This window comes from Variovorax sp. J22G73 (genome assembly GCF_030317035.1).
Classification (GTDB): domain Bacteria; phylum Pseudomonadota; class Gammaproteobacteria; order Burkholderiales; family Burkholderiaceae_C; genus Variovorax.
The window spans coordinates 1,570,280-1,591,948 of the sequence record NZ_JASZYK010000001.1; the positions used below are offsets into that span (position 1 = coordinate 1,570,280).

General features: G+C 69.5%; 20 protein-coding genes. 5 read left to right on the plus strand and 15 right to left on the minus strand.

The window, feature by feature from the left end:
* Positions 1 to 537 carry a LeuD/DmdB family oxidoreductase small subunit gene (locus QTI51_RS07410; protein WP_116908982.1) on the minus strand — a complete coding sequence of 179 codons (537 nt, stop codon included), beginning with the start codon at positions 535 to 537 and terminating at the stop codon, positions 1 to 3.
* A complete protein-coding gene (locus QTI51_RS07415; RefSeq protein ID WP_116909108.1) occupies positions 534 to 1,838 on the minus strand; it encodes a 3-isopropylmalate dehydratase large subunit in 1,305 nt (434 codons plus the stop codon). The genes QTI51_RS07410 and QTI51_RS07415 overlap by 4 nt, the downstream gene beginning before the upstream one ends.
* Before the next feature lie 160 nt (positions 1,839 to 1,998).
* Between QTI51_RS07415 and QTI51_RS07420 the strand changes: the two genes are divergently transcribed.
* Positions 1,999 to 2,832, plus strand: a complete 834-nt coding sequence (locus tag QTI51_RS07420; RefSeq protein WP_116909109.1) for an IclR family transcriptional regulator — start codon at positions 1,999 to 2,001, stop codon at positions 2,830 to 2,832.
* Position 2,833: 1 nt separating this feature from the next.
* On the opposite strand, the gene QTI51_RS07425 is transcribed toward QTI51_RS07420, so the two are convergent.
* From QTI51_RS07425 to QTI51_RS07480, 12 genes are all read right to left on the minus strand, one after another.
* Complete coding sequence (locus QTI51_RS07425) at positions 2,834 to 4,120, minus strand: amidohydrolase family protein (RefSeq protein WP_116908983.1); 1,287 nt, start codon at positions 4,118 to 4,120, stop codon at positions 2,834 to 2,836.
* Between the two features lie 60 nt (positions 4,121 to 4,180).
* On the minus strand, positions 4,181 to 4,645 hold the full coding sequence (locus QTI51_RS07430; protein WP_116908984.1) for a hypothetical protein: 465 nt from the start codon (positions 4,643 to 4,645) through the stop codon (positions 4,181 to 4,183).
* Complete coding sequence (locus QTI51_RS07435; protein WP_116908985.1) at positions 4,645 to 5,568, minus strand: ABC transporter permease; 924 nt, start codon at positions 5,566 to 5,568, stop codon at positions 4,645 to 4,647. The genes QTI51_RS07430 and QTI51_RS07435 overlap by 1 nt, the downstream gene beginning before the upstream one ends.
* Positions 5,565 to 6,629, minus strand: coding sequence for an ABC transporter permease (locus QTI51_RS07440; protein ID WP_286513680.1), 1,065 nt, complete (start codon positions 6,627 to 6,629; stop codon positions 5,565 to 5,567). Before QTI51_RS07440 ends, QTI51_RS07435 begins: the two co-directional genes overlap by 4 nt.
* On the minus strand, positions 6,629 to 8,311 hold the full coding sequence (locus QTI51_RS07445; RefSeq protein WP_116908987.1) for an ABC transporter ATP-binding protein: 1,683 nt from the start codon (positions 8,309 to 8,311) through the stop codon (positions 6,629 to 6,631). Before QTI51_RS07445 ends, QTI51_RS07440 begins: the two co-directional genes overlap by 1 nt.
* The gene (locus tag QTI51_RS07450) at positions 8,308 to 9,018 is read right to left on the minus strand and encodes an alpha/beta fold hydrolase (RefSeq protein ID WP_286512154.1); all 711 of its coding nucleotides are present in this window, start codon (positions 9,016 to 9,018) and stop codon (positions 8,308 to 8,310) included. Before QTI51_RS07450 ends, QTI51_RS07445 begins: the two co-directional genes overlap by 4 nt.
* 92 nt (positions 9,019 to 9,110) lie before the next feature.
* Positions 9,111 to 10,076 (minus strand): 5'-methylthioadenosine/S-adenosylhomocysteine nucleosidase, encoded by a 966-nt coding sequence (locus QTI51_RS07455; RefSeq protein WP_207786665.1) that lies wholly within the window; start codon positions 10,074 to 10,076, stop codon positions 9,111 to 9,113.
* 5 nt (positions 10,077 to 10,081) lie between these two features.
* A complete protein-coding gene (locus QTI51_RS07460) occupies positions 10,082 to 12,910 on the minus strand; it encodes a polysaccharide deacetylase family protein (RefSeq protein ID WP_286512149.1) in 2,829 nt (942 codons plus the stop codon).
* A gap of 51 nt (positions 12,911 to 12,961) precedes the next feature.
* On the minus strand, positions 12,962 to 13,963 hold the full coding sequence (locus QTI51_RS07465; protein WP_116908989.1) for a BMP family protein: 1,002 nt from the start codon (positions 13,961 to 13,963) through the stop codon (positions 12,962 to 12,964).
* 211 nt (positions 13,964 to 14,174) lie between these two features.
* Positions 14,175 to 14,804 carry a uracil phosphoribosyltransferase gene (gene upp, locus QTI51_RS07470; RefSeq protein WP_116908990.1) on the minus strand — a complete coding sequence of 210 codons (630 nt, stop codon included), beginning with the start codon at positions 14,802 to 14,804 and terminating at the stop codon, positions 14,175 to 14,177.
* A 38-nt stretch (positions 14,805 to 14,842) separates the two neighbouring features.
* On the minus strand, positions 14,843 to 16,249 hold the full coding sequence (locus QTI51_RS07475; protein WP_286512146.1) for a URC4/urg3 family protein: 1,407 nt from the start codon (positions 16,247 to 16,249) through the stop codon (positions 14,843 to 14,845).
* Complete coding sequence (locus QTI51_RS07480; RefSeq protein WP_286512144.1) at positions 16,246 to 17,643, minus strand: GTP cyclohydrolase II; 1,398 nt, start codon at positions 17,641 to 17,643, stop codon at positions 16,246 to 16,248. Before QTI51_RS07480 ends, QTI51_RS07475 begins: the two co-directional genes overlap by 4 nt.
* Positions 17,644 to 17,823: 180 nt before the next feature.
* On the opposite strand from QTI51_RS07480, the gene QTI51_RS07485 reads away from it, so the two are divergent.
* On the plus strand, positions 17,824 to 18,399 hold the full coding sequence (locus tag QTI51_RS07485; RefSeq protein WP_116909113.1) for a sigma-70 family RNA polymerase sigma factor: 576 nt from the start codon (positions 17,824 to 17,826) through the stop codon (positions 18,397 to 18,399).
* Complete coding sequence (locus QTI51_RS07490; RefSeq protein ID WP_116908992.1) at positions 18,396 to 19,037, plus strand: DUF1109 domain-containing protein; 642 nt, start codon at positions 18,396 to 18,398, stop codon at positions 19,035 to 19,037. Before QTI51_RS07485 ends, QTI51_RS07490 begins: the two co-directional genes overlap by 4 nt.
* 22 nt (positions 19,038 to 19,059) lie before the next feature.
* Here QTI51_RS07490 and QTI51_RS07495 read toward each other — a convergent pair whose 3' ends face one another.
* On the minus strand, positions 19,060 to 20,592 hold the full coding sequence (locus QTI51_RS07495) for a helicase HerA-like domain-containing protein (RefSeq protein WP_116908993.1): 1,533 nt from the start codon (positions 20,590 to 20,592) through the stop codon (positions 19,060 to 19,062).
* Between the two features lie 101 nt (positions 20,593 to 20,693).
* Here QTI51_RS07495 and QTI51_RS07500 point away from each other — a divergent pair, with 101 nt between their 5' ends.
* Together QTI51_RS07500 and QTI51_RS07505 are read left to right on the plus strand one after the other, a co-directional pair.
* Positions 20,694 to 21,005 carry a phosphopantetheine-binding protein gene (locus QTI51_RS07500; RefSeq protein ID WP_116908994.1) on the plus strand — a complete coding sequence of 104 codons (312 nt, stop codon included), beginning with the start codon at positions 20,694 to 20,696 and terminating at the stop codon, positions 21,003 to 21,005.
* Between the two features lie 5 nt (positions 21,006 to 21,010).
* Positions 21,011 to 21,655, plus strand: a complete 645-nt coding sequence (locus tag QTI51_RS07505) for a COG4648 family protein (RefSeq protein WP_116908995.1) — start codon at positions 21,011 to 21,013, stop codon at positions 21,653 to 21,655.
* Positions 21,656 to 21,669 lie beyond the last annotated feature (14 nt).

Genomic DNA, 21,669 nt, shown 5'->3' on the forward strand with positions numbered 1-21,669 from the left:
TCAAGCGGGCAGCGGCGACTGCTCGCCTTGCTTCGCCAGCCGCGCCTTCAGGTAGGGAATGAAGCCGCCGGCCTCCAGCGTGCCGCGCTCCACCGACGACAGGCGCTCGAAGGGCAACTGCTTGCCGCTGGCCATGTGCGTGACGGTGCTGGCGTTCCAGTCGACCTTCAGTTCGTCCCAGCGCGTGGTGAGCTCGCGGATGCCGGGGCAGGTCACGAGCGGAAAACCCATGCTGATCTCGCCGCGGAAGAAGCCCGGCGAGAACGACTCGGCAATCACGCCCGCCACGCCCAGGTGGCGCATGGCGCGCATGGCCGGGTAGTGCGGGTGGCCGTAGCCGAAGTTGTGGCCGCCCACCAGCAGGTCGCCCTTCTTCACCGTCGCAGCAAAGTCGGGGTCGTAGCTCGTCATGGTGACGGCGGCGAGCTCGTGGATGTCGGTGATCTTGATGTTCTTGATGCCGACGATCAGGTCGATGTCGAAGTCGTCTTCCTGGAAGATCCAGGCCGCGCGGCCTTGCAGGTTGGGCATGCTCATGCTGCGCTCCCTTCGAGTGCCTCGGCCCTGGCCCTGGCGGCTTCGGCCAGGTAGGGGCGGGGGTCGGCAATGCAGCCTTCGAGCGCCGAGGCCGCGACCACCGCGGCGTTGCAGATGAAGATCTCCGAATCGGCGCTGCCCATGCGGCCCGGCGTGTTCAGCGTGCCGGTGGACACGGCACGCTGGCCGTCGGTCATGGTCGCGATGCGGCCGTAGCAGTAGTCGCAGCTCGACGAGCTGATGAAGGCGCCCGCGTCCACCAGCGTGGAAATCAGCCCTTCCTTCGCGGCCTGCGACATGATGGCCTGCGAGGTCGGCACCACGTGCAGCTGAAAGCCCTGCTTGATGCGGCGCCCGCGCAGCACGTCGGCCGCGGCGCGCAGGTCTTCGAGCCGGCCGCTGGCGCAGGAGCCGAGATAGCCGGTGTGCACTTCGAGGCCCGCGTACTCGCTCAGGTCGCGCGTGTTCGCGGGGCTCGGCGGCGCCACGACGATGGGTGCGAGCGCGCTCACGTCGATGGTCACCTCGCGGTCGTACACCGCGTCGGCGTCGGGGTAGACCGGTTCGAGCGCGATCTTCGAGCGGCCCTGGGCGTAGGCCAGCGTCTTCGCGTCCGGCGCGATCAGCATGGTGGTCGCGCCCAGGAACATGGCCTGGCCGCAGATGGTCTGGCGGCCTTCGATGCTCATGGCATCGATCACCGGGCCGCACAGCTCCACCACCTTGAAGCGGCACGACGACGGGCCCAGCACGCGCACCATGTGGTGGAACACGTCGCGCGCCATCACGCCGGGCTGCAGGGTGCCGGTGAGCTCGATCTTCACCGTGCCGGGCACCGTGAGCGCCATGGTCTCGCTCACGAAGGTTTCCAGCACGCTCTTGCGCGCGCCCATGGCCAGCGTGCCGAAGGCACCCAGCTGGCTCACGTGGCCGTCGAAGTGCACCGCGAAGGCGCCCGGCGTGGCGTAGCCGAGTTCGGCCGACACCTGGTGGCCGATGCCTTCGCGCTCGTGCACCGGCACGCCCTGTTCCTTGCCCCAGGCGCGGGTCACCTTGTGCAGCTCTTCTTCCTTGGGCGCCGTGGCCGGGACCATGTGGTCGATGAAGAGCACGAAGCGCTCGGGGCTGGGCACCTTGTCCACGCCGAACTCTTCACGGGCTTCCCTGAAGAACACGTCGGTGTAGCCGGGGAAGTCGTAGGCAATCACGAAGTCGGGCCGGGCCAGCACTTCTTCGCCAGCTCGAACGCTGTCGCGCCCGGCCACGCGGGCCAGGATTTTCTCGGTCATCGTCTGGGGCATCTGCATTCCTTGGGTATCCACAATGTGGCGATATGCGTTGTCGTCTCCCATGAATTACAGACGGGCGGGTGTGGTGCTCCGGATAGGGTTGACCCTTAAATATCCACAATGTGGATGCAATATAAATCGACACCTAAGCGACAAGAGCAGGACGTTGAACATGGCAGGCAAGCAATCGCCACAAGGTGAGAACGCGCGCACCGGCACGCAGAGCATCGAGCGCGTGGTCGGCATGCTCCGCGTTGTGGCGTCGCGTGGCCGGCGCGGCATGCGCATCGGCGAAATAGCGGCCACCAGCGGGCTGCCGCAGTCGACCTGCGCGCGCATGCTGGCGCGGCTGGAAATCGAAGGGTTGGTCGACCGCGACGTGGCCACGCGCAAGTACTTTCTCGGGCCGTTGCTGCACGAACTGGGGCTGCTCGCGCGGCCGCGCTACCGGCTCAGCGACCTGTGCGACGGCGCGCTGCACCGGCTGGCCGACCTGACGCAGGACACGCTGTACCTCAGCGAGCGCAGCGGCATGGAGGCGGTGTGCACCAACCGCGCGCTGGGCGACTTTCCCATCAAGGCGATGCCGCTGGACATCGGCATCCGGCGCCCGCTGGGTGTGGGCGCGGGGGGCCTGTCGATGCTCTGCGCCATGCCCGAGGCGGAGGCCGAAGCCATCATCCAGGCCAACGGCCACCGCTACGAGAAGTTCGCGTCTTTCACCGCCGACTTCTTGCGCGAGGCGGTGGCGCAGGGCCGTGCGCAGGGCTATTCGTTCCTGGACAGCGCGGTCACGCCGGGCACGGGCGCCATCGGCATGGCCTTTCCCAGGAACAACCCGGTGGGCGCGATCAGCATCGCGGCCATCTCCGGGCGGCTGGGGGCGGAACGCCGGGAGGACATGGCGCGGGAGCTGCGCCGCGAGGTGCGCAAGATCGAGGCGGCGCTGATGGGCACCGCGGGCGCGGCCGCGGCGGCGGCGGCCGGGGCCTTCGAGGAGGACTGATTCAGCCGTGGCGCTGCGGCGTCATCCAGCTCGTCGCGCCGTCCCGCCCCGCCAGGTGCAGGCTCGCCGTGGCCGCCGGCGTCTCGGCCAGCAGCTTGCCCTTGCGAAACACCTTGAGCCGCGTGGCGCGCAGGCGAATCGCCTCGACCGGGTCGCGCGCCTGCAGCAGCACGAAGCTCGCGTCGCAGCCGGCGGCCAGGCCGTAGCCTTCCAGGTGCATCACGCGCGCCGCGTTCGTCGTCACGGCCTCGAAGCACTGGCGAATGCCGGCCTGGCTGGTCATCTGCGCCACGTGCAGGCCCATGTGCGCCACTTCGAGCATGTCGCCCGAGCCCATGCCGTACCAGGGGTCCATCACGCAGTCGTGGCCGAAGGCGACGTTCACGCCGGCGGCCATCAGCTCGGGCACGCGCGTCATGCCGCGGCGCTTGGGGTAGGTGTCGTGGCGGCCCTGCAGCGTGATGTTGATGAGCGGGTTGGCAATGACGGCCACGCCGCTTTGCGCGATGAGCGGCAGCAGCTTGCTCACGTAGTAGTTGTCCATCGAATGCATCGAGGTGCAGTGCGAGCCGGTGACGCGGCCCTGCAGGCCCAGGCGCTGCGCCTCGAAGGCCAGCGTCTCGATGTGGCGCGACAGCGGGTCGTCCGACTCGTCGCAGTGCATGTCGACCAGCTTGCCGCGCGCGGCCGCCATCTCGCACAGCAGCTTCACGCTGGCCGCGCCGTCGGCCATGGTGCGCTCGAAGTGCGGAATGCCGCCGACCACGTCCACGCCCCGGTCGAGCGCGCGCTCGATGTTGTCGACACCGCCGGGCGAGCGCAGCACGCCATCCTGCGGAAACGCGACCAGCTGCAGGTCGAGGTAGGGCGCCACCTGGCGCTTGACCTCCAGCAGCGCATCGACCGCCAGCAGGCTCGGGTCGCTGGTGTCCACGTGCGTGCGCACCGCGAGCAGGCCCTTGGCCACGGCCCAGTCGCAGTAGGCCAGCGCGCGCTCGATGAGCGCATCGGCCGTCAGCAGCGGTTTCAGCTCGCCCCACAGCGCGATGCCCTCGAGCAGCGTGCCGCTCTGGTTGACGCGCGGCAGCCCGTAGCTGAGCGTGGCGTCCATGTGGAAGTGCGGGTCGACGAAGTGCGGCGCAACCAGCAGGCCCTGCGCGTCGATGGTCTCGTGCGCGGGCGCGGCCAGGCCTTCGGTGACTTCGGCGATGCGCCCGTCCTGCACGGCGATCGACATGCCGGTGCGGCCGTCGGGGAGGGTGGCGTGGGTGATGAGAAGGTCGAGCATCGTGGGGGTCTCGTTTGTTCGTGGAGCAGTGTTGGAGCGGGGCTGTGCAGGGCCCGCGCATCAGCGCATGCGCTGCGCCCGGAAGCGGTACTGCCCCGGCGCGGGGCCGACCTCGATGGTCACGCGGCGCAGCTTGTCGTCGTGGCCGGCATCGGCCTTGGCCGTCACCACGATGCCGCGTGGCGTGGCGCGGCAGGTGAGCTCGCTCAGCGCGATCTCCGCGTGGTCGTTGTCCAGCTCGGCAATGGCGACGGTGTGCTCGGCATGCAGGCCGCCGTTGGCGTCGCGCGTCATCCACTGCACGTACAGGAACGACTGCGCGTACTGCTCGGCGTGCACCACGCGGTAGGTGCCCTGCGGCGCCTTGCCCTGGCCCCAGGTGCCGCACAGCTGCACCCAGCTGACCGCGTCGGGCGTCTTGAAGGTGTCGTAGCTGTAGTCGCTGCCCAGCGCGTGCGCGCCGGCGCCCGGGGCGAGGCAGGCGGCGAGCAGCGCGCAGCGTGCGAGGAGGGTGGTCGTCTTCATCAGCGTTCTCCCTTGCGGTAGGGCTTCATCAGTGCCTGCGGATAGCTGGCCTTGCGCGCCACCAGCACCAGCGCCAGGATCGACAGCAGGTACGGCAGCATCAAATACAGCTGGTAGGGCAGCACGGCGTCGCCCGATTGTTGCAGCCGCAGTTGCAGCGCATCGAAGAAGGCGAACAGCAGCGCGCCCAGGAGCGCCTTGCCCGGCCGCCACGAGGCGAACACCACCAGCGCCACGCAGATCCAGCCGCGGCCGTTCACCATGTTGAAGAAGAAGGCGTTGAAGGCCGACAGCGTGAGAAACGAGCCCGCAATGCCCATCAGCGCCGAGCCCGCGACGATGGCGCCGGTGCGCGTGGCCGCGACCGACACGCCCTGGCTCTCGGCGGCCTGCGGGTTCTCGCCGACCATGCGCAGCGCCAGGCCCAGCGGCGTGCGGTACAGCACCCAGCCGACCACGGGCACCAGCAGCAGGGCGAACAGCGTGAGCGCGGTTTGCGCGTTGAGGATCGGAATGGGCAGCCAGTCCATCGGCGCGAAGGGCGTGATGGTGGGCGGCGTGTTCACCTTCGGAAAGCTCACGCGGTAGCCGAAGTAGCTCAGCGACGTGGCGAGCAGCGTGATGCCCAGGCCGGACACGTGCTGCGACAGTGCCAGGCCCACGGTGAGAAAAGCGTGCAGCAGGCCGAACACCATGCCCGTGAGCGCGGCCACGGCCACGCCCATCCACAGCGGCGCGCCGGCGTACACCGCGAGCCAGCCGGTGAAGGCGCCCGCGACCATGATCCCTTCGATGCCGAGGTTGAGCACGCCCGCGCGCTCGCACAGCAGCACGCCGAGCGTGCCGAGGACGAGCGGCGTGGCGATGCGCAGCACCGCGACCCAGAAGGCGGGGTTGGAGAGGATGTCGAGGAGGTCGGTCATTTCTTCATCCTCACCCGGTACTGCGTCAGCAAGGTCGCCACCAGCACGGCGATCAGCGAGGCCGCGACGATCACGTCGGCGATGTACGTCGGCACGCCGACCGCGCGGCTCATGGTGTCCGCGCCGACGAGCACGCCCGCCACGAACACACCCGCGGCGATCACGCCCAGCGGATGCAGGCCCGCCAGCATCGCGATCACGATGCCCGTGTAGCCGTAGCCCGGCGACATGTCGAGCGTGACGTAGCTGGTGCGGCCCGCCACCTCGATGGCGCCCGCCAGCCCGGCCAGCGCGCCCGAGAGCAGCGCCACCATGACGACCGTGCGCGTCACCGGTACGCCCGCGAACGCGGCGGCGCGCGCATTGGCGCCGACCGCGCGAATGTCGAAACCCAGCACCGTGTACTTGAACACGGCCCACACCATCACCGCGAGCGACACCGCCCACAGCAGGCCGGTGTGCACCCGCGTCTGCGCGATGAGCTTGCCCAGCTCCAGGTCGGGTTGCAGCGACACGCTCTGCGGCCAGCCCATGGCGCTCGGGTCTTTCATCGGCCCGTCGAGCAGCGCCGACACGCCCAGCAGCACGATGAAGTTGATGAGCAGCGTGGTCACCACCTCGTCCACGCCCAGCTTGTTCTTCATCAGCGCCGGGCCCAGCAGCATGAGCGCGCCGGCCACGGCGGCGGCCAGCGTCATGAGCGGGAACAGCAGCCACGGCGACAGCTCGAAGCCGGTGCCGCCATGCATGCCGCCGACGGCGACCGCCGCCAGCGCGCCCGCGTAGAGCTGGCCTTCGGCGCCGATGTTGAACAGCCGCGCCTTGAACGCGACCGTGGCCGCCAGCCCGGTGAGGATCAGCGGAATGGCGCGCGTCAGCGTCTCGCTCCAGGCGAACACCGAGCCGAAGCCGCCCTGCAGCAGCAGCGCGTAGGTGCGCCCGACCGGCGCGCCGGCCCACAGCACCAGCAGCGCGCTGATCGCGAGCGTGAACACGACCGCACCCACCGGTGCCAGCACCAACGCCGTGCGCGATGTTTCGTGGCGTCGTTCGAGCCGCATCATGAGGCGGCTCCCTTGGGCTGCGGCGCTGTCGCGCCGGCCAGCGAACCGGCCGTTGCACCCGCCATGGCCAGGCCGATGGCCTCGCGCGTCCACGCCGCGGCGGGCCGCGCATCGCCCAGGTGGCCGCCGTGCATCACCGCCACGCGGTCGCCGAGGGTCAGCACTTCGTCGAGGTCGTCCGAAATCACCAGCACCGCCGCGCCCGCGTCGCGCGCGGCGATGAGCTGCTGCTGCACATAGGCGACCGCGCCGATGTCCAGGCCCCAGGTCGGCTGGTGCGCGACGATGAGGCGCGGCGCGCGGTTCGGGTACTTCTTGTTGTCATCGTGCTTCGAGCCTCCGCGTTGTTCACGCAGTTCACGCTGCTCAGGCTGTTCGGGCGCGAGCAGCGCGCGCCCCAGGATCAATTTCTGCATGTTGCCGCCCGAGAGCGAGCGCGCCGGCGCCATCAGCCCGGCGCCGCGCACGTCGAAAGCCTTCTCGATGCGCCGCGCGTGCAGCCGGGCCGCCGCGCGCTTCACGATGAACGACCAGCGGGAGAACACCGGGCTGCGCAGCCGCTCGGACACCGCGTTCTCCCACACCGGCAAGTCGCCGACCACGCCGACCGCGTGACGGTCTTCGGGAATGCGCGCCACGCCGCGCTGCACCAGCCGGGCGGGCGAGGGCGGCAGCGCGCGGCCCATGAGCTGCGCCGTGCCCGACACCGCGCGGCGCGTGCCGCACAGCAGCTCGGCCAGCGCGACCTGTCCGTTGCCGGAAACCCCGGCGATGGCGGTGATTTCGCCCGCGCGCAGCGTCAGCGACACCTCGCGAAGCCGGTCCTGCCCGCCGTTCCTGGCCGACGCGGTGCTCACATGGTCGAGCACGCAGACCGCGTCGCCCACCGACCTGGCCGGCCGCCGCTGCGGCGCCTCGACCGCGTGGCCGACCATCCACAGCGCGAGCTGCGCCTGCGTGGTGTCGGCGGTGCGCGCCTCGGCCACCAGCTTGCCGCCGCGCAGCACGGCCACGCGGTGCGACACGCGCAGCACCTCGCCCAGCTTGTGGCTGATGAAAATGACCGACAGCCCCTGCGCCACCATCTGCGCGAGCGTGGCGAACAGCGCCTCGCTTTCCTGCGGTGTGAGCACGGCGGTGGGCTCGTCCAGGATGAGGATGCGCGCGCCGCGGTACAGCGCCTTCAGGATCTCGACGCGCTGGCGCTCGCCGACCGACAGGCTGCCGATCTTCGCGTCGGGCTGCACCGGCAGGCCGAAGCGTTGGGCCACCGCCAGCAGCCGCTCGCGCGCGGCCGCGCGGCGCGACACCGGGCGCCACAGGGGCTCGGTGCCCATCATCACGTTGTCGAGCACGCTCAGGTTGTCGGCCAGCGTGAAGTGCTGGTGCACCATGCCCACGCCCGCGGCCAGCGCGGCCTTGGGGTTGCCCGGCGGCAGCGGCGCGCCGAAGACCTCGATGCCGCCTTCGTCGGCGACGTAGTGGCCGAACAGGATCGACATGAGCGTCGACTTGCCCGCGCCGTTCTCGCCGAGCAGCGCGAGCACCTCGCCGGCCTGCAGGTCGAGGGAGATGGCGTCGTTGGCGACCAGGCTGCCGAAGCGCTTGGTGATGCCCGCGAGCCGGAGCACCGGGGTGTGCGCGTGGAGGTGCGCGGAGGAGTGCACGGTAGGGTTCATGGGTGGATGGGCGCGGGGTCTCCGAGCGTGCGGCAAAAGTGGTCGATGGCCTGGGCCGTGGCGGCGGGCGCGGCTTGCAGCAGGCCGTGCGGCCCTTCGAAGCGCACGACCTGCAGGCCCGCGAGCGCACGCTGGATCACAAGGGCGGCCTGCGCGGGAACGATGCGGTCCTGCAGGGCCTGAAGGTACATCGAGGGTACGCGCACCTGCGCCAGCTTGTCGACCACGTTCACCCGCTGCACCTCGTGCATGCGGCGCGCCATGACGGCGCCCGACACCTGCCGCAGCGAGCCCTGCAGCATGCCGGCCAGCTGCGGGGTGGCGAAGCGGCCCAGCAGCATGTGGCGCATGGGCGGGCGCATGGCGTCCAGGTGCAGCAACTTCATCATCAGTTCGAGCAGGCCGCCGCGCAGCAGCGCCAGCCCGGGCGAGGGGCTGCGCGCAAAGCTGCAGCACAGGATGAGCCCGCGCAGCCCCGGCGGCGGCGCGGCCGCGATGGAGATGGCGAGCGGGCCGGAAAACGATTCGCCCAGCAGCACGAAGGGCTCCTCTCGGGGCAACTGCGCGCGCACCAGCGGTTCGAGCTCCGCGTAGCTCTGCGGCTGCGTGCCCGAGTAGCGCACCACGTCGACCGCCGCGCCCGGCCCCAGCGCGGCCGTCAGCGGCGCGAACAGGTCGCCGGTGCCGTCCATGCCCGGCAGCAGCACGAGGCGAACGGCACGAGGGGCGCCAGGAGCACCTGCAGCACCTGCAGCACCAAGGGCATCGGGCACGCGACCGGGGCTGACAGGCGCCGCCCTCACTTCCAGGCAGCGAGAAAGGCCAGCATCACCTTGGCGGAGTTGTCCGCCGCGATGCTCATGAAGGTGCCCATCTCGTTCTCGCCGTCGCCGCCGCCCGCGAGGTCGCTGAGCGAGCGGAAGGCGATGTACGGCACGCCGTTGCTGTACGCGACCATGCCCACCGCGGCCGTTTCCATGTCGAGCACGTTGGCCTGGAAGGTCTTGTAGGTGTATTCGCGGTAGGCCTTGTTGTCCATGAAGGCCTGGCCCGACACGCCGTTGCCGCCCACCACCAGCTGCGGCTTGCGCGGCAGGCACTTGCCGGCGCCGCAATGGGCCAGCTCGACGTTGCGGATGCCGCGCGCCACCTCGAGCATCTTCGGGTCGGCCTCGAACCAGAACTTGCGCGCAATGTCGGGCCTGGCCGCCGAGCGCACCTCGACCGGGCGCGGGAACATCATCCCGAAATTGGGCAGCGTGGCGTCGGTGATGAAGGGCGGCGCGGTGTACTTGCCCGGCGTGGTCTCGCGCGCCATCAGCACCTCCAGGTACTGGCCCCACTGCGCCGGCACGGTGACGTCGCCCACGTGCAGCTGCGGGTTCACGCCGCCGGCGATGCCGCTGAACACGATGTTCGTCACGCGAAAGCGGTCGAGCACCAGCTGCGTGTTCATGGTCGCGTTGGTCATGCTGATGCCCGAGAGAAACAGCACCACCGGCTTGCCTTCGAGCGTGCCGGTGGTGAACACCACGCCGTTCACGCGGTGCGCGACCGGGCCCTGCAGCCGCGTGAGCAGCAGCTTCAGCTCGGGCTCGAAGGCCGAAAGCACGGCGATGCGCGGCGTGTCGTCCAGTCGCGTACCTCCCTCGGTGCCGCCCGCGGCGGGCTTGTAGACCCCGGCGCACCCCGTGAGCGCAAGGCCGACCACGGCAGCAATCAGCGGGCCGCGCAGGCGCTGGAGCAGGGAAGAAGTGTTCGTCATGGGGTTCACTGCGTGAGTTGGGGGCGGTGCGCGGCGTCGGGTGTGGCGATCCAGGCCTGCAGCGACGCGACGCGCGCGTGCTTCGGCGCCAGGCCCACGAAGGTGGTGTAGGCGGCCAGCGCCTTGGCGTCGTTGCCGGCCTGCAGGTGGGCGTCGCCCAGGTTCAGGTAGGCCAGCGCGCGGCTGCCGTCCATGTCGATGGCCTGCTCGAACCAGCGTGCCGCTTCCACCGGCTTGCCGCGCTTGAAGTACACGAAGCCCAGGTTGTTGGCGGCCAGGGCGAACCTGGGTTGCAGCTTCAGCGCCTCGGTGAAGGCGGCCTCGGCCTCGTCGTAGCGGCGCTCGCGGTACAGCTGCAGGCCGCGGTCGTTGGCGCGCTGGGCGGCCACGCGCGGCGAGAGCGGCGCGGCCGCCGGCATGGTGAGCTTGGCGTCGGCGCCTTCGAGGTTCTTCACGACCACTTCGATGGTGGCGGGGGCGGCCTTGCCGGCCGTGCCCGCTGCATCCTTGCCCGGCTTGGTGGGCACGGTGGGGGCGGTGGGGGCGGTGGCCGCCGCATGCACCGCCTGTTCGTTGGCTTCGTCGATGCGCTTGTTGACCTGGCTGGCGGCGGCGTCGAGCTGCTGGCTGTCGCCGCTCAGGCCTTCGCGCTCGGCGGGCAGCTCGAACACGAACTCGCCGCCTTCGGAGCCCGGCAGGCTGCCGAAGGCCGGCGTCTGACGCGCGATGGCCGACACCGCCGGCGCCACGTAGGCCGCCAGCTCGGTGCCGGTGATGACGCCGTCGCCGTTCAGGTCGGCCTTGCCCGACAGCGCCTGCAGCATGGTCCAGGTGAACACCGAATGCCCGCCGGGGCCGTCGTCGGCCACCTGCTGGTCGGCGCCGCCGGCGGTGAGCATCTGGCGGCCGATGCGCCGCGCGTTGTCGCTCAGGAAGTTCTTGCTGCCCTGCGGCGCGCCGCCGCGCGTGAGGCCCAGGCCCGAGTAGCAGGCGTCCACCAGAAAGAGCACGTGCTTGGCCGACAGCGCCTCGGCCACCTCCTGCAGTTGCGGCATGGAGATGGCGTCGGAGGCCAGGTCGTCCAGCTGCGCGTCGACCGGCACGATGTAGCCCACGTCGCGCCCGCTCGCCAGCTTGCGGGTGCTGCCGTGGCCGGCGAAAAACACCAGCACGCGGTCGTCGCGCTTCACGCGCTTGTTGTCGGTGAGCTTGTCGTTCAGCGCGCGCAGGATGTTCGACCGCGTGGCCTCGCCGTCGTACAGCGCCGTGATGTTCTCGGGCTTGAAGCCGAAGCGCGTGACCAGCAGCTGCTCCATCGACTTGGCGTCGGGCACCGCATGGTGCAGGCCGGGCCACTTGGCGTACTTGTCGATGCCGATCACCAGCGCATGGCTCTCGCGGTAGAGCGTGTCGCCGGCCGCGGCCACGCCGTCGTCGGGGGCAGGGCGCTTGGCCGCGTTGACGACGAACTTGCCGTCGCGCCAGGTGGCGAAGCGGTAGCCGTCGGCCACCAGCTGGTCGAGCACCGTGGGCAGCGCCTGGACCGTGCGGCCCTGGATGTCGTGGAACAGGATCACGCCGCGCTTGGCCTTGTCGACCTCGGCCAGCACGCGGTCGGCGATCGACTTGGGCACCGGGTCGGCCCAGTCCATGGAGTCGACGGTCCAGAGCATGGAGCGCAGCTTGAGCGCCTCGACCGTGCTGAGCTTGTCTTCGTTGCGCGCGCCGTAGGGAAAGCGGAACAGCGTGGACTGCGGGCGGCCCGTGGCGTCGAGCAGCGCCTCGGTCTCGGTGGCTTCGGTGCGCACCGCGTCGTCGCTCATCTTGGCCATCATGCCGTGGCTGAAGCTGTGGTTGGCCAGCGTGTGGCCGGCGGCCAGCACGCGCTTGGCGACCGCGCCGTTGGCGCCTAGCTGCGCCTTGCCCTGCGCGTCGAGCTTGCCCAGGTTCTGGCCCAGCTCGAAGAAGATGGCGGGCGCGTCGTAGCGCTTCAGTATCTCGAGGATCTCGTCGGTGTGCTTGGCGTGCGGGCCGTCGTCGAAGGTCAGCACCACGGTCTTGGGCGGCAGCGAGGTCCCGAAGATCTCGCGCGTGTCGCCGCCTTCCTTTTCTTTCGCGCCGCCGGCGGGAAGGGTGTAGGGCACGATGGTGCCAAAGTCTTTCAGGATCTTCTCGCGCGAGTACAGGCCCTGCAGCTTGGCGACGTAGTCGGCCCATTTCTCGCGTTGGGGTTCGATGCCGCGCTGCGCGAAGCGGCCGAACACGTCTTTCAGTTCGCGGTCGTAGGCCTGCTCGATCTCGGCCAGCACGGCCAGGTCTTCGCTGGCGCGGCGCCCGAGCTTCAGGCCCGGCAGCGACTGCGCCTGGCCGTAGCGCGTGCTCAGCTCGCCCAGGAATTCCTTGAACGCCAGCCGGTCGGCGTCGAACCAGCTCGGCTCGCTCTCGATGCGATCGAGCAGCGCGTTCAGCGCCGGCACGGTGGCCGGGTCGGTCATTTCGCCGGCCTGGGCGATCAGCGCGCGCTGGCGCTCCTGCATGTCGTGGAACAGCATCTGCCCGACCGCGCTCACAGCGCGCTTGTCGGCCGCGCCCAGCGCGCGCTCGCCGGTCATCAGCACGACCATCTGGCGGTGCGCGGCGAGGAGGGCGTCGGCGCGCTCCTGCAGTTCGGCGGGAATGCCGATGGGTGCCGTGGCCGCGGCGGCCGAAGCCGCTGGAGCCGCCGAAGCCGCTGCCGAAGCCGCCGGCGGTGTAGCTACCTGTGAAGAAGCGGCATCGGCCGCGGAGTCACGCTGGCACGCGGCCAGCGCGAGCACCACGGCTGCGACGGCCACGGCCTGGCTTGCGATCTGCCATCGCACACGGTTCATAGGCACCCGAAACAGTTACTTGGCGGTGGACTTGGGCTGGCCGTCGTCCACCTTCACGGTGAATTTGCCGTCGAGGATGTCGGCCTGCTTGGCCTTCACCTTGGCGACGATGTCGGCCGGCACCTTCTTCTCGAAGGTGCCCAGCGGCGCCAGTTCGGAGCCCTTGTGCTTCATCTGCGCGTACACGCCGTAGTCTTCGGCGGCGAACTTGCCTTCCTTCACCAGCTTGATGGCGCGGTCGGCCGCGGGCTCGAAGTTCCACAGGGCCGACGCCACCACCGTGTCGGGGTACTGGCTCTGCGTGTCGATCACGTTGCCGATGGCGAGCTTGCCCTTCTCTTTGGCCGCGTCGGAGACGCCGAAGCGCTCGGCGTACATCACGTCGGCGCCCTTGTCGATCATCGCGAAGGCCGCTTCCTTGGCCTTGGGCGGGTCAAACCAGCTGTTGATGAAGCTCACGCTGAACTCCACCTTCGGGTTCGTTTCCTTGGCGCCGGCCATGAACGCGTTCATCAGCCGGTTGACCTCGGGAATCGGAAAGCCCCCGACCATGCCGATGCGGTTGCTCTTCGTCATGCCGCCGGCCACCATGCCGCTCAGGTAGGCCGGTTCCTGGATGTAGTTGTCGAACACCGAGAAGTTGGGTGCCTGCGGCTTCAGCGAAGAGCCCATCAGGAACGCGACCTTCGGAAAGTTCTTCGCCACCTTGCGCGCCGCCGCTTCCACCCCGAACACCTCGCCCAGGATCAGCTGGTTGCCCCCGGTCGCGTACTCGCGCATCACGCGCTCGTAGTCAGCGTTGCTCACGTTCTCGGTGGCCTTGTATTCGATTTCCCCGCGCGCCTCCGCGGCCTTCAGCGCCTTGTGGATGCGCCCCACCCATTGCTGCTCGAAGGGCACGGTGTAGACCGCCGCCACCTTCAGCTTGGCCTGCGCCAGCGCCAGCCCCGGCGCGCCGGCCGCAAGTGCCGCGGCGACGGCCACGGAACGAATGATCAATTGACGACGTGCTGTCACGGTCTTCTCCTCGGTTTATTGAAAGAACCAGCGCTGCAATCCCCATGCCCGCTCAAGCCCGGGCTCGCGCGCTTCGCGCGCGGCCCCCTTCCAGAGACACCGAGGAACCGGCTTCGCCGGGCCTCAGGTGTCGCCCCCGGTAGGGGGTTGGCGAAGCGGACACGAAGTGCCGCGCAGCCTGGGGGGGAGCCAATCCCTCTGGGGGGGAGCTCTACTTCGTGCCGAAAATGCGGTCGCCCGCGTCGCCCAGGCCCGGCAGGATGTAGCCGTGGCTGTCCAGCTCGCGGTCGATGGCGGCCGTGTAGATCGGCACGTCGGGGTGGGCCTTCTGCATCGTCGCCACGCCTTCGGGGCAGGTCAGCAGGCACACGAACTTGATCGACTTGGGGTTCAGCTCCTTCAGGCGCTCCACCGCCGCCACGGCCGAGTTGCCGGTGGCCAGCATCGGGTCGACCACGATCACATCGCGGCTGTCCATCTCGCTGGGCATCTTGAAGTAGTACTCCACGGCCGTCAGCGTCTTGGGGTCGCGGTACAGGCCGATGTGGCCCACGCGCGCGCCCGGCACCACGGTGAGCATGCCGTCCAGGATGCCCGTGCCGGCGCGCAGGATGGACACCAGCACCAGCTTCTTGCCGTCGATGACCTTGGCCTGCATGGTCTCCAGCGGCGTTTCCACCTCGATGTCCTGCATCGGCATGTCGCGCGTGACCTCGTAGGCCATCAGCATGCTGATTTCGTTGAGGAGCCGGCGAAAGCTGTTGGTCGACGCGTCCTTGCGGCGCATCAGCGTGAGCTTGTGCTGGACGAGGGGGTGGTTGACGAGGTGGACGTTGCTCATTGGAATCTTGTGTAGCGTTGCGAAGAGAACCCGAGAGTCTAAAAGACCGTGCCGTCGCTCTCGATCAGCAGCGGCGGCGCACCGTCGCGCAAGCGCTGTGCCAGCGCCCGGCCCGCGGCCCAGGTGCCGCCTTCGAGCACGCAGGCCAGCGGCAGCTCTTCCTCGCTGCGGTCGAGCACCTTGCGCACGCGCGGCGCCACCTCGTCCAGCAGCGCCACCGTCAGCGCGCGCCACTCGACGATGAATTCGTCGCTGGCCTTCCAGCGGCGGGTGAGAAAGGCCGGGTCTTTCGGCACGATCACCCCGCTGTCGATCAGCAGGCCGCCGTTGCGGTACTCGGGCAGGGCGGTGAGCGCGTCGAGGTGGCGCACCTTCACGCCGGCCCACTCGAAGGGTTCGAGCAGCGAGTACGTGAGCCACTGCGAGAGCTTGTGGAACGGCATCCAGCCGTTGGTGAGACCGGGCCCGCGCACCGCGCTGTGGCGCCAGCAGTCGCCCAGCGCCAGCGCCGGGTCGCCCGAGCCGATGCCGCCCGCGCTGTCGCTGCCGTCGGCCGCGATGCTGTCGACCGCGTTGGCCGAGGGCCAGATGCGCGACAGCGTTTCCAGCAGCAGCGACAAAATCTGGTGCGCCGTGACCTCAGCCGTCGGCGGCGCGGCCGGGCCGTAGGGGCCGACCAGCGCATCGAACAGCTTGCCGGGGCGGCCGTCGTCGCCGAAGGTCTCGGGCTGTTCGGCCATGGCTTCGCCCAGGCGGCGCAGCAGCATGGCGCGGCCGGCCAGGCCGACCAGCGGATTGGCCTCGCTCACCTTGAAGGCGTCGCCCAGCCGGTCGGCCACCAGGCCGCGCAGGCCGGCCGCGTCCACCTGGTAGGGGCGCTCGGGATTCGAGGAAAACAGCCCGCTCATGAAGGCGTGATAGCTCGCCACGCCCAGCCCCTCGGAGCGCGTGAAGCGCTCGCCGGTGGCGGACTCGGTGTAGTGCCAGTCGGGGCCGGCGCCGGCGTCGAGCAGCACGCTGACCAGCACCAGGTCGATGTGGGCGCGGGCGCGCGTGCGCGAATCGGATTCGCCCAGCAGCGTGTCGAGCTCCTCGATGCGCTTGATGCCGCCGGCCTCGAAGTGGCGCCAGCGGCTGTGGTACGGAATGGTGTCCCACGGGTAGCGCTCGCGCGTGACCTCGGCCACCGTGCGGGCCGTGTCCTCGAGCGTGTCGCTGTCGCCGATGCGAAACCACTGCGACTCGCCGCTGCGCGCGCGCGCCAGCAGGGCGCCCGCGCGCTGGCGGATGGCGGCGGTGGTGCGCAGCAGGCTGGCCGCGCCGGCGGGGTGGCTGGTGTCGGGGGTGAATTCGGTCGAAGGGTCGACCTTGCCGGCACCGCCCGGGGGCAGGCTGCCGGAACCGTCGACGGGCATGTTGGGGTCGGTGTTGTTGCTGGTGGTCATTCAGTGAGTCCGCGGCCCTTGGCCTTCTTGAGTTCTTCTGCGTCCGGCACCGGGCCGGGGGTGAAATAGCCGGCGGCCATCTTGGCGTCCATCTCGACGCGGGCGTCCGCCGGAATCAGTTCGTCGGGAATGTTCACGCGCTCCCCGATCTCGATGCCCGAGCCGGTGATGGCGTCGAACTTCATGTTGCTCATCGACACGAGCCGGTGGATCTTCTGGATGCCCAGCCAGTGGAAGACGTCGGGCATCAGCTCCTGGAAGCGCATGTCCTGCACGCCGGCCACGCACTCGGTGCGCGCGAAATACTGGTCGGCCGTGTCGCCGCCCACCTGGCGCTTGCGCGCGTTGTAGACCAGGAACTTGGTCACCTCGCCCAGCGCGCGCCCCTCCTTGCGCGAATACGCGATGAGCCCCACGCCGCCGCGCTGCGCGCCCTGGATGCATTCTTCAATCGCGTGCGTGAGGTAGGGGCGGCAGGTGCAGATGTCGGAGCCGAACACGTCGGAGCCGTTGCACTCGTCGTGGATGCGCGCGGTGAGCTCCACGGCGGGGTTGGCCAGGTCGCGCGGGTTGCCGAAGATGTAGAGGGTCTGCCCGCCGATGGGCGGCAGGAACACCTCGAGGTCGGAGCGCGTGACCAGCTCGGGGTACATGCCGCCGGTTTCCTCGAACAGGGTGCGGCGCAGGTCGGTTTCGGAGCAGCCGAAGCGGCGCGCCACCTCGGGCAGGTACCACACGGGTTCGATGGCGGCCTTGGTGACCATGGCCGCGCCGCCGGTGGTGAGGAAGTGGCCGTCGGCTTTCAGGCGGCCGCTTTGCAGCGCCTCGATCACCTCGGGCAGGATCACGTGGGCCTTGGTGATGGCGATGGTGGGGCGAATGTCGTAGCCCGCGGCCAGCTCGGCGGAAAACACGTCGGCCACCAGCGCGCCCCAGGGGTCCAGCGACACGATGCGCCCGGGCTCGCTCCACTGCGGGTAGGGGCCGATGATGTCGGTGGGCGCGGTGTTGGTCAGGTCGGCCTTGTGCTCCCGCTTGAGCGCCCCGGCTGCCACGGCCAGCGCGCGGTACACGCTGTAGGAGCCGCTGTGCGTGCCGATCACGTTGCGGTGCGCCCGCTTGGTGGTGGTGCCGACCACCGGGCCGCGTTCGGTGGCCGTGGCCGCGCCCCAGTGGATGGGCAATGCACCGAAGCCGCCGGCATGCGAGGTCAGGCGGATGTGGCCGGTCGACGAGGAGGGGTGCAGGGGAGGGAAGGAGCTCGGGGCCGAGGTGGCGGCCGGTGTGATCGGTGTGATCGGCGCGATCGGTGTGATGGAGGGCGGGATGGATGCGGTGGGTGCACCGGCACCGACCGGTGGCGTCGAAGGGATCGTTGTGCTGTCAGCAGACATTGGTGGCCCTCAAAAAACACAATGTACCGACCGCCCGCACGGCTTGCAAGCCGCGCCGGGACGGACAACGCCGCGTCCGCGGACCGGTCGATGCCGCGCGCGCGGCACAATCCGGCAGGACTTTTTTCGACGAGGCTGTAACCGGCCCACCGGATGGCACGAAACACCATAAGCAGCAGGATGGGCAGCAGGACGAACCCCAGCGACGCGGAAGCGGCGCTGCGCGGCCTGTTCCTTCGCGGCCTCGACGGCGATGCCAAGGCCTACCGCGACTTCCTGCAGCAACTCAGCGCGCACCTGCGCGCCTTTCTGGGCAAGCGCCTTTTTGGCTGGCCCGATGAAGTGGAAGACCTCGTCCAGGAATGCCTGCTCGCCATGCACAACCAGCGCCACACCTACCAGAGCGACCAGCCCCTGACGGCCTGGGTGCACGCCATTGCGCGCTACAAGATGATCGACCTGCTGCGCGCCAAGTCGGTCCGCGAAGACCTGCATGACCCGCTGGACGACGACCTGGCGGTGTTCGCCGCCTCGGCCGAGGAAGCCAGCGACGCGAAGCGCGACCTGGGCGGCCTGCTCGACACCTTGCCGGAACGCCAGCGGCTGCCGATCGTGCACGTGAAGATCGAAGGGCTGTCGGTGGCCGAGACGGCGAGCCTCACGGGCATGTCGGAATCGGCGGTGAAGGTGGGCATCCACCGGGGCCTGAAGGCCTTGGCGGCGCGCTTCGGCCACAGCTGGGGAGGTGCGGCATGAAGACCGACGACCTGGTCGCGATGCTCGCCACCGGCAACGTGGCGGTGCCGCGCCGCGCCGCGAGCCGGCGCCTGCGCATGGCCTTGCTGGCGGGCGTGCCCGTGTCCTTGCTGATCCTGTTCATTGAATACGGCATGCGGCGCGACATCGTGCAGGCCATGTTCTGGCCGATGTTCTGGGTCAAGGTGCTGTTCCCGTTGTGCATTGCCGCGGCCGGCTACGTGGCGGTGCAGCGGCTGGCGCGGCCCGGCGTCGAGGCCCGCCATGCGTGGCTGGGGGCGGCGCTGCCGGTGCTGGTTATCTGGGCGCTGGCGGTGGTTGCGTGGTTCACCGTGCCGATGGAAGACCGCATGCCCTCGCTGATGGGGCAGTCGTGGCGCATCTGCGCGGCGAGCATCTCGCTGATGGCGCTGCCTGTGTTCGTCGCCACCCTGGTGGCGCTGAAGGGGCTGGCGCCCACGCGGCCGGCGCTGGCGGGTGCGGCGGCGGGTGCGCTGGCCGGCGGCGTGGGGGCTTCGGTCTATGCGCTGCACTGCATGGAGCTCACGGCGCCGTTTCTGGCGGTGTGGTACGTGAGCGGCATCGCGGTGCCTGTGCTGGTGGGGGCCTTGCTCGGTCCGCGGTTGCTGCGCTGGTAGGCCGGCCCCCAGCGCCCCTGGCTCAGCGCTTCTTGCTGCCGAAGATCCCGCCCAGCACGCCGCGCAAGATCTCCTTGCCCACCGACGTGCCCATGGTGCGCACCGCCGACTTGGCCATGGTCTGCACCAGGCCGTCGTGCTTGGCGCCGCGTGGGCCGGTGGTGCCGAACAGCATGTCGTTCAGCATGCCGCCCATGCCGGAGCCCGACGATTCCGCCGCGGGCTTGTCGCCGGGCAGGGTGGCCGGGGCGTTCGGCGCGTTCGGCGCGCCGGGCGCGCTGTCGGCGCGGCCCTTGAGCTTTTCGTAGGCCGACTCGCGGTCGACCGTTTTCTCGTAGACGCCTGCAACCAGCGAGCCCGCGATCAACGCCTTGCGCTGGTCGGGCGTGATGGGGCCGAGCTGGCTGCCCGGCGGCAGCACGAACACGCGCTCGGTCACGCTGGGGCGGCCCTTGTCGTCCAGGAAGCTCACCAGCGCCTCGCCCACGGCGAGTTCGGTGATGGCGGTCTCGATGTCCAGCCCCGGCTTCTGGCGCATGGTGCTGGCCGCGGCCTTCACGGCCTTCTGGTCGCGCGGGGTGAAGGCGCGCAGCGCGTGCTGCACGCGGTTGCCGAGCTGGGCGAGCACCGAATCGGGGATGTCCAGCGGGTTCTGCGTAACGAAATACACGCCCACGCCCTTGGAGCGCACCAGGCGCACCACCAGCTCGATGCGCTCCACCAGTGCCTTGGGCGCCTCGTTGAACAGCAGGTGGGCCTCGTCGAAGAAGAAGGCGAGCACGGGCTGCTCGGGGTCGCCGATTTCGGGCAGCTGCTCGAACAGCTCCGACAGCATCCACAGCAGGAAGGTGGCGTACAGCCGCGGCGAATTCATGAGCTTGTCGGCCGCCAGGATGTTGATGACACCCTTGCCGCCCACGGTCTGCATGAAGTCGGCGATGTTGAGCATCGGCTCGCCGAAGAATTTCTCGCCGCCCTGGGTCTCGATCTGCAGCAGCCCGCGCTGGATGGCACCCACGCTGGCCGCGCTGATGTTGCCGTACTGCGTGGTGAACTGGCTGCTGTTCTCGCCCACGTACTGCAGCATGGCGCGCAGGTCTTTCAGGTCGAGCAGCAGCAGGCCGTTGTCATCGGCGATCTTGAACACCAGGTTCAGCACGCCGGCCTGGGTTTCGTTCACGTCGAGCATGCGGCCCAGCAGCAGCGGGCCCATGTCGGAAATGGTGGCCCGCACCGGGTGGCCCTGTTCGCCGAACACGTCCCACAGGGTGACGGGGCAGGCCGAGGGCTCGGGCACGTCGATGCCGCGTTCCTTCAGCGTGGCGGCCAGCTTGGCGCTGGTGGCGCCCTTCTGGCTGATGCCGGTGAGGTCGCCCTTGACGTCGGCCATGAACACCGGCACGCCGATGCTCGAAAGCTTCTCGGCCATGGTCTGCAGGGTGACGGTTTTTCCGGTGCCGGTGGCGCCGGTGATGAGGCCGTGGCGGTTGGCCAGGCCGGGAAGAAGTGCACACTCGATGCTCTCGTGCCGTGCGATCAGAAGAGGGTCGGCCATAAGGGTGCTCCGGGTCGTATCGAAACGGGCAGTCTAATCAAGCGGCACTCCTATAATCCACGGCCGCACGGTAGTTCCGGAAAAAGTTTCAGGAGGTTTTTTTGTCATCGACTGCTCAGCCCCCCATTCCCGCCACTGGCGACGCCTCCGAACAGTCGCCCATTGAAAAAGAGCTGGCCGTGCTGCTCGTGAATGCGCTGAACCTCGAGGTCGCGCCCGAGGACATCGTTCCCACCGACCCGCTGTACGGCGAAGGCCTGGGACTCGACTCGATCGACATCCTCGAAGTGGCGCTCGAAGTCTCGCGGCGCTACGGCTTCCAGCTGCGTTCGGACGACGAACGCAACCAGCAGATCTTCCAGTCGCTGCGCACGCTCGCGACCCACGTCGCCGAGCATCGCGTCGCTTCCTGAGCGTCATGTCTCGATGGCGAATAGCACTCCTGCTGGTGGCAGGGGTGGCTTATGCCGGCCTCTCGCACTGGATGACGCTGTTCCACCCCACGGCCCCCTGGGCGGTGGTGGTGCTGCTGGGCCCGCTCTGGCTCGCCGCCATGGGCTTTGCCGCCAGCTGGTTCGGCCGATGGGGCTTCGTGGCCGCGGCCGCGCTGGGCGTGGGCGGTTTCTCGCTCGTGTTCCTCGGTGAAGCCGGCGACCCCAACCGCCTGTACGTGCTGCAGCACGTGGCCATCAACAGCGTGCTGTGCGGCTGGTTCGGCTCCACGCTGCGCGGCCGGGGCCTGCCGCTGATCACCCAGTTCGCCCAGCGGGTGCACCCGCTCAAGGGGCACATGCTGGCGTACACCACGCAGCTGACACGCATCTGGACCGGCTTCTTCGCGCTGGTGGTGGCGTTGTCGGTCGTGCTGTATTTCACCCGGCCGTTCGCCGACTGGTCGCTGTTCGCGAACCTGCTGTGCCCCGTGATGGTGGGCCTGCTGTTCGTGGGCGAGCACCTGGTGCGCTACCGGCTGCATCCCGAATTCGAACGCACCCGGCTGGTCGATGCCGTGCGCGCGTTCTACGGCACATCGTCGGTGGACTCCAGCGCCGGCGGCCAATGACACAGGCGCTGCCC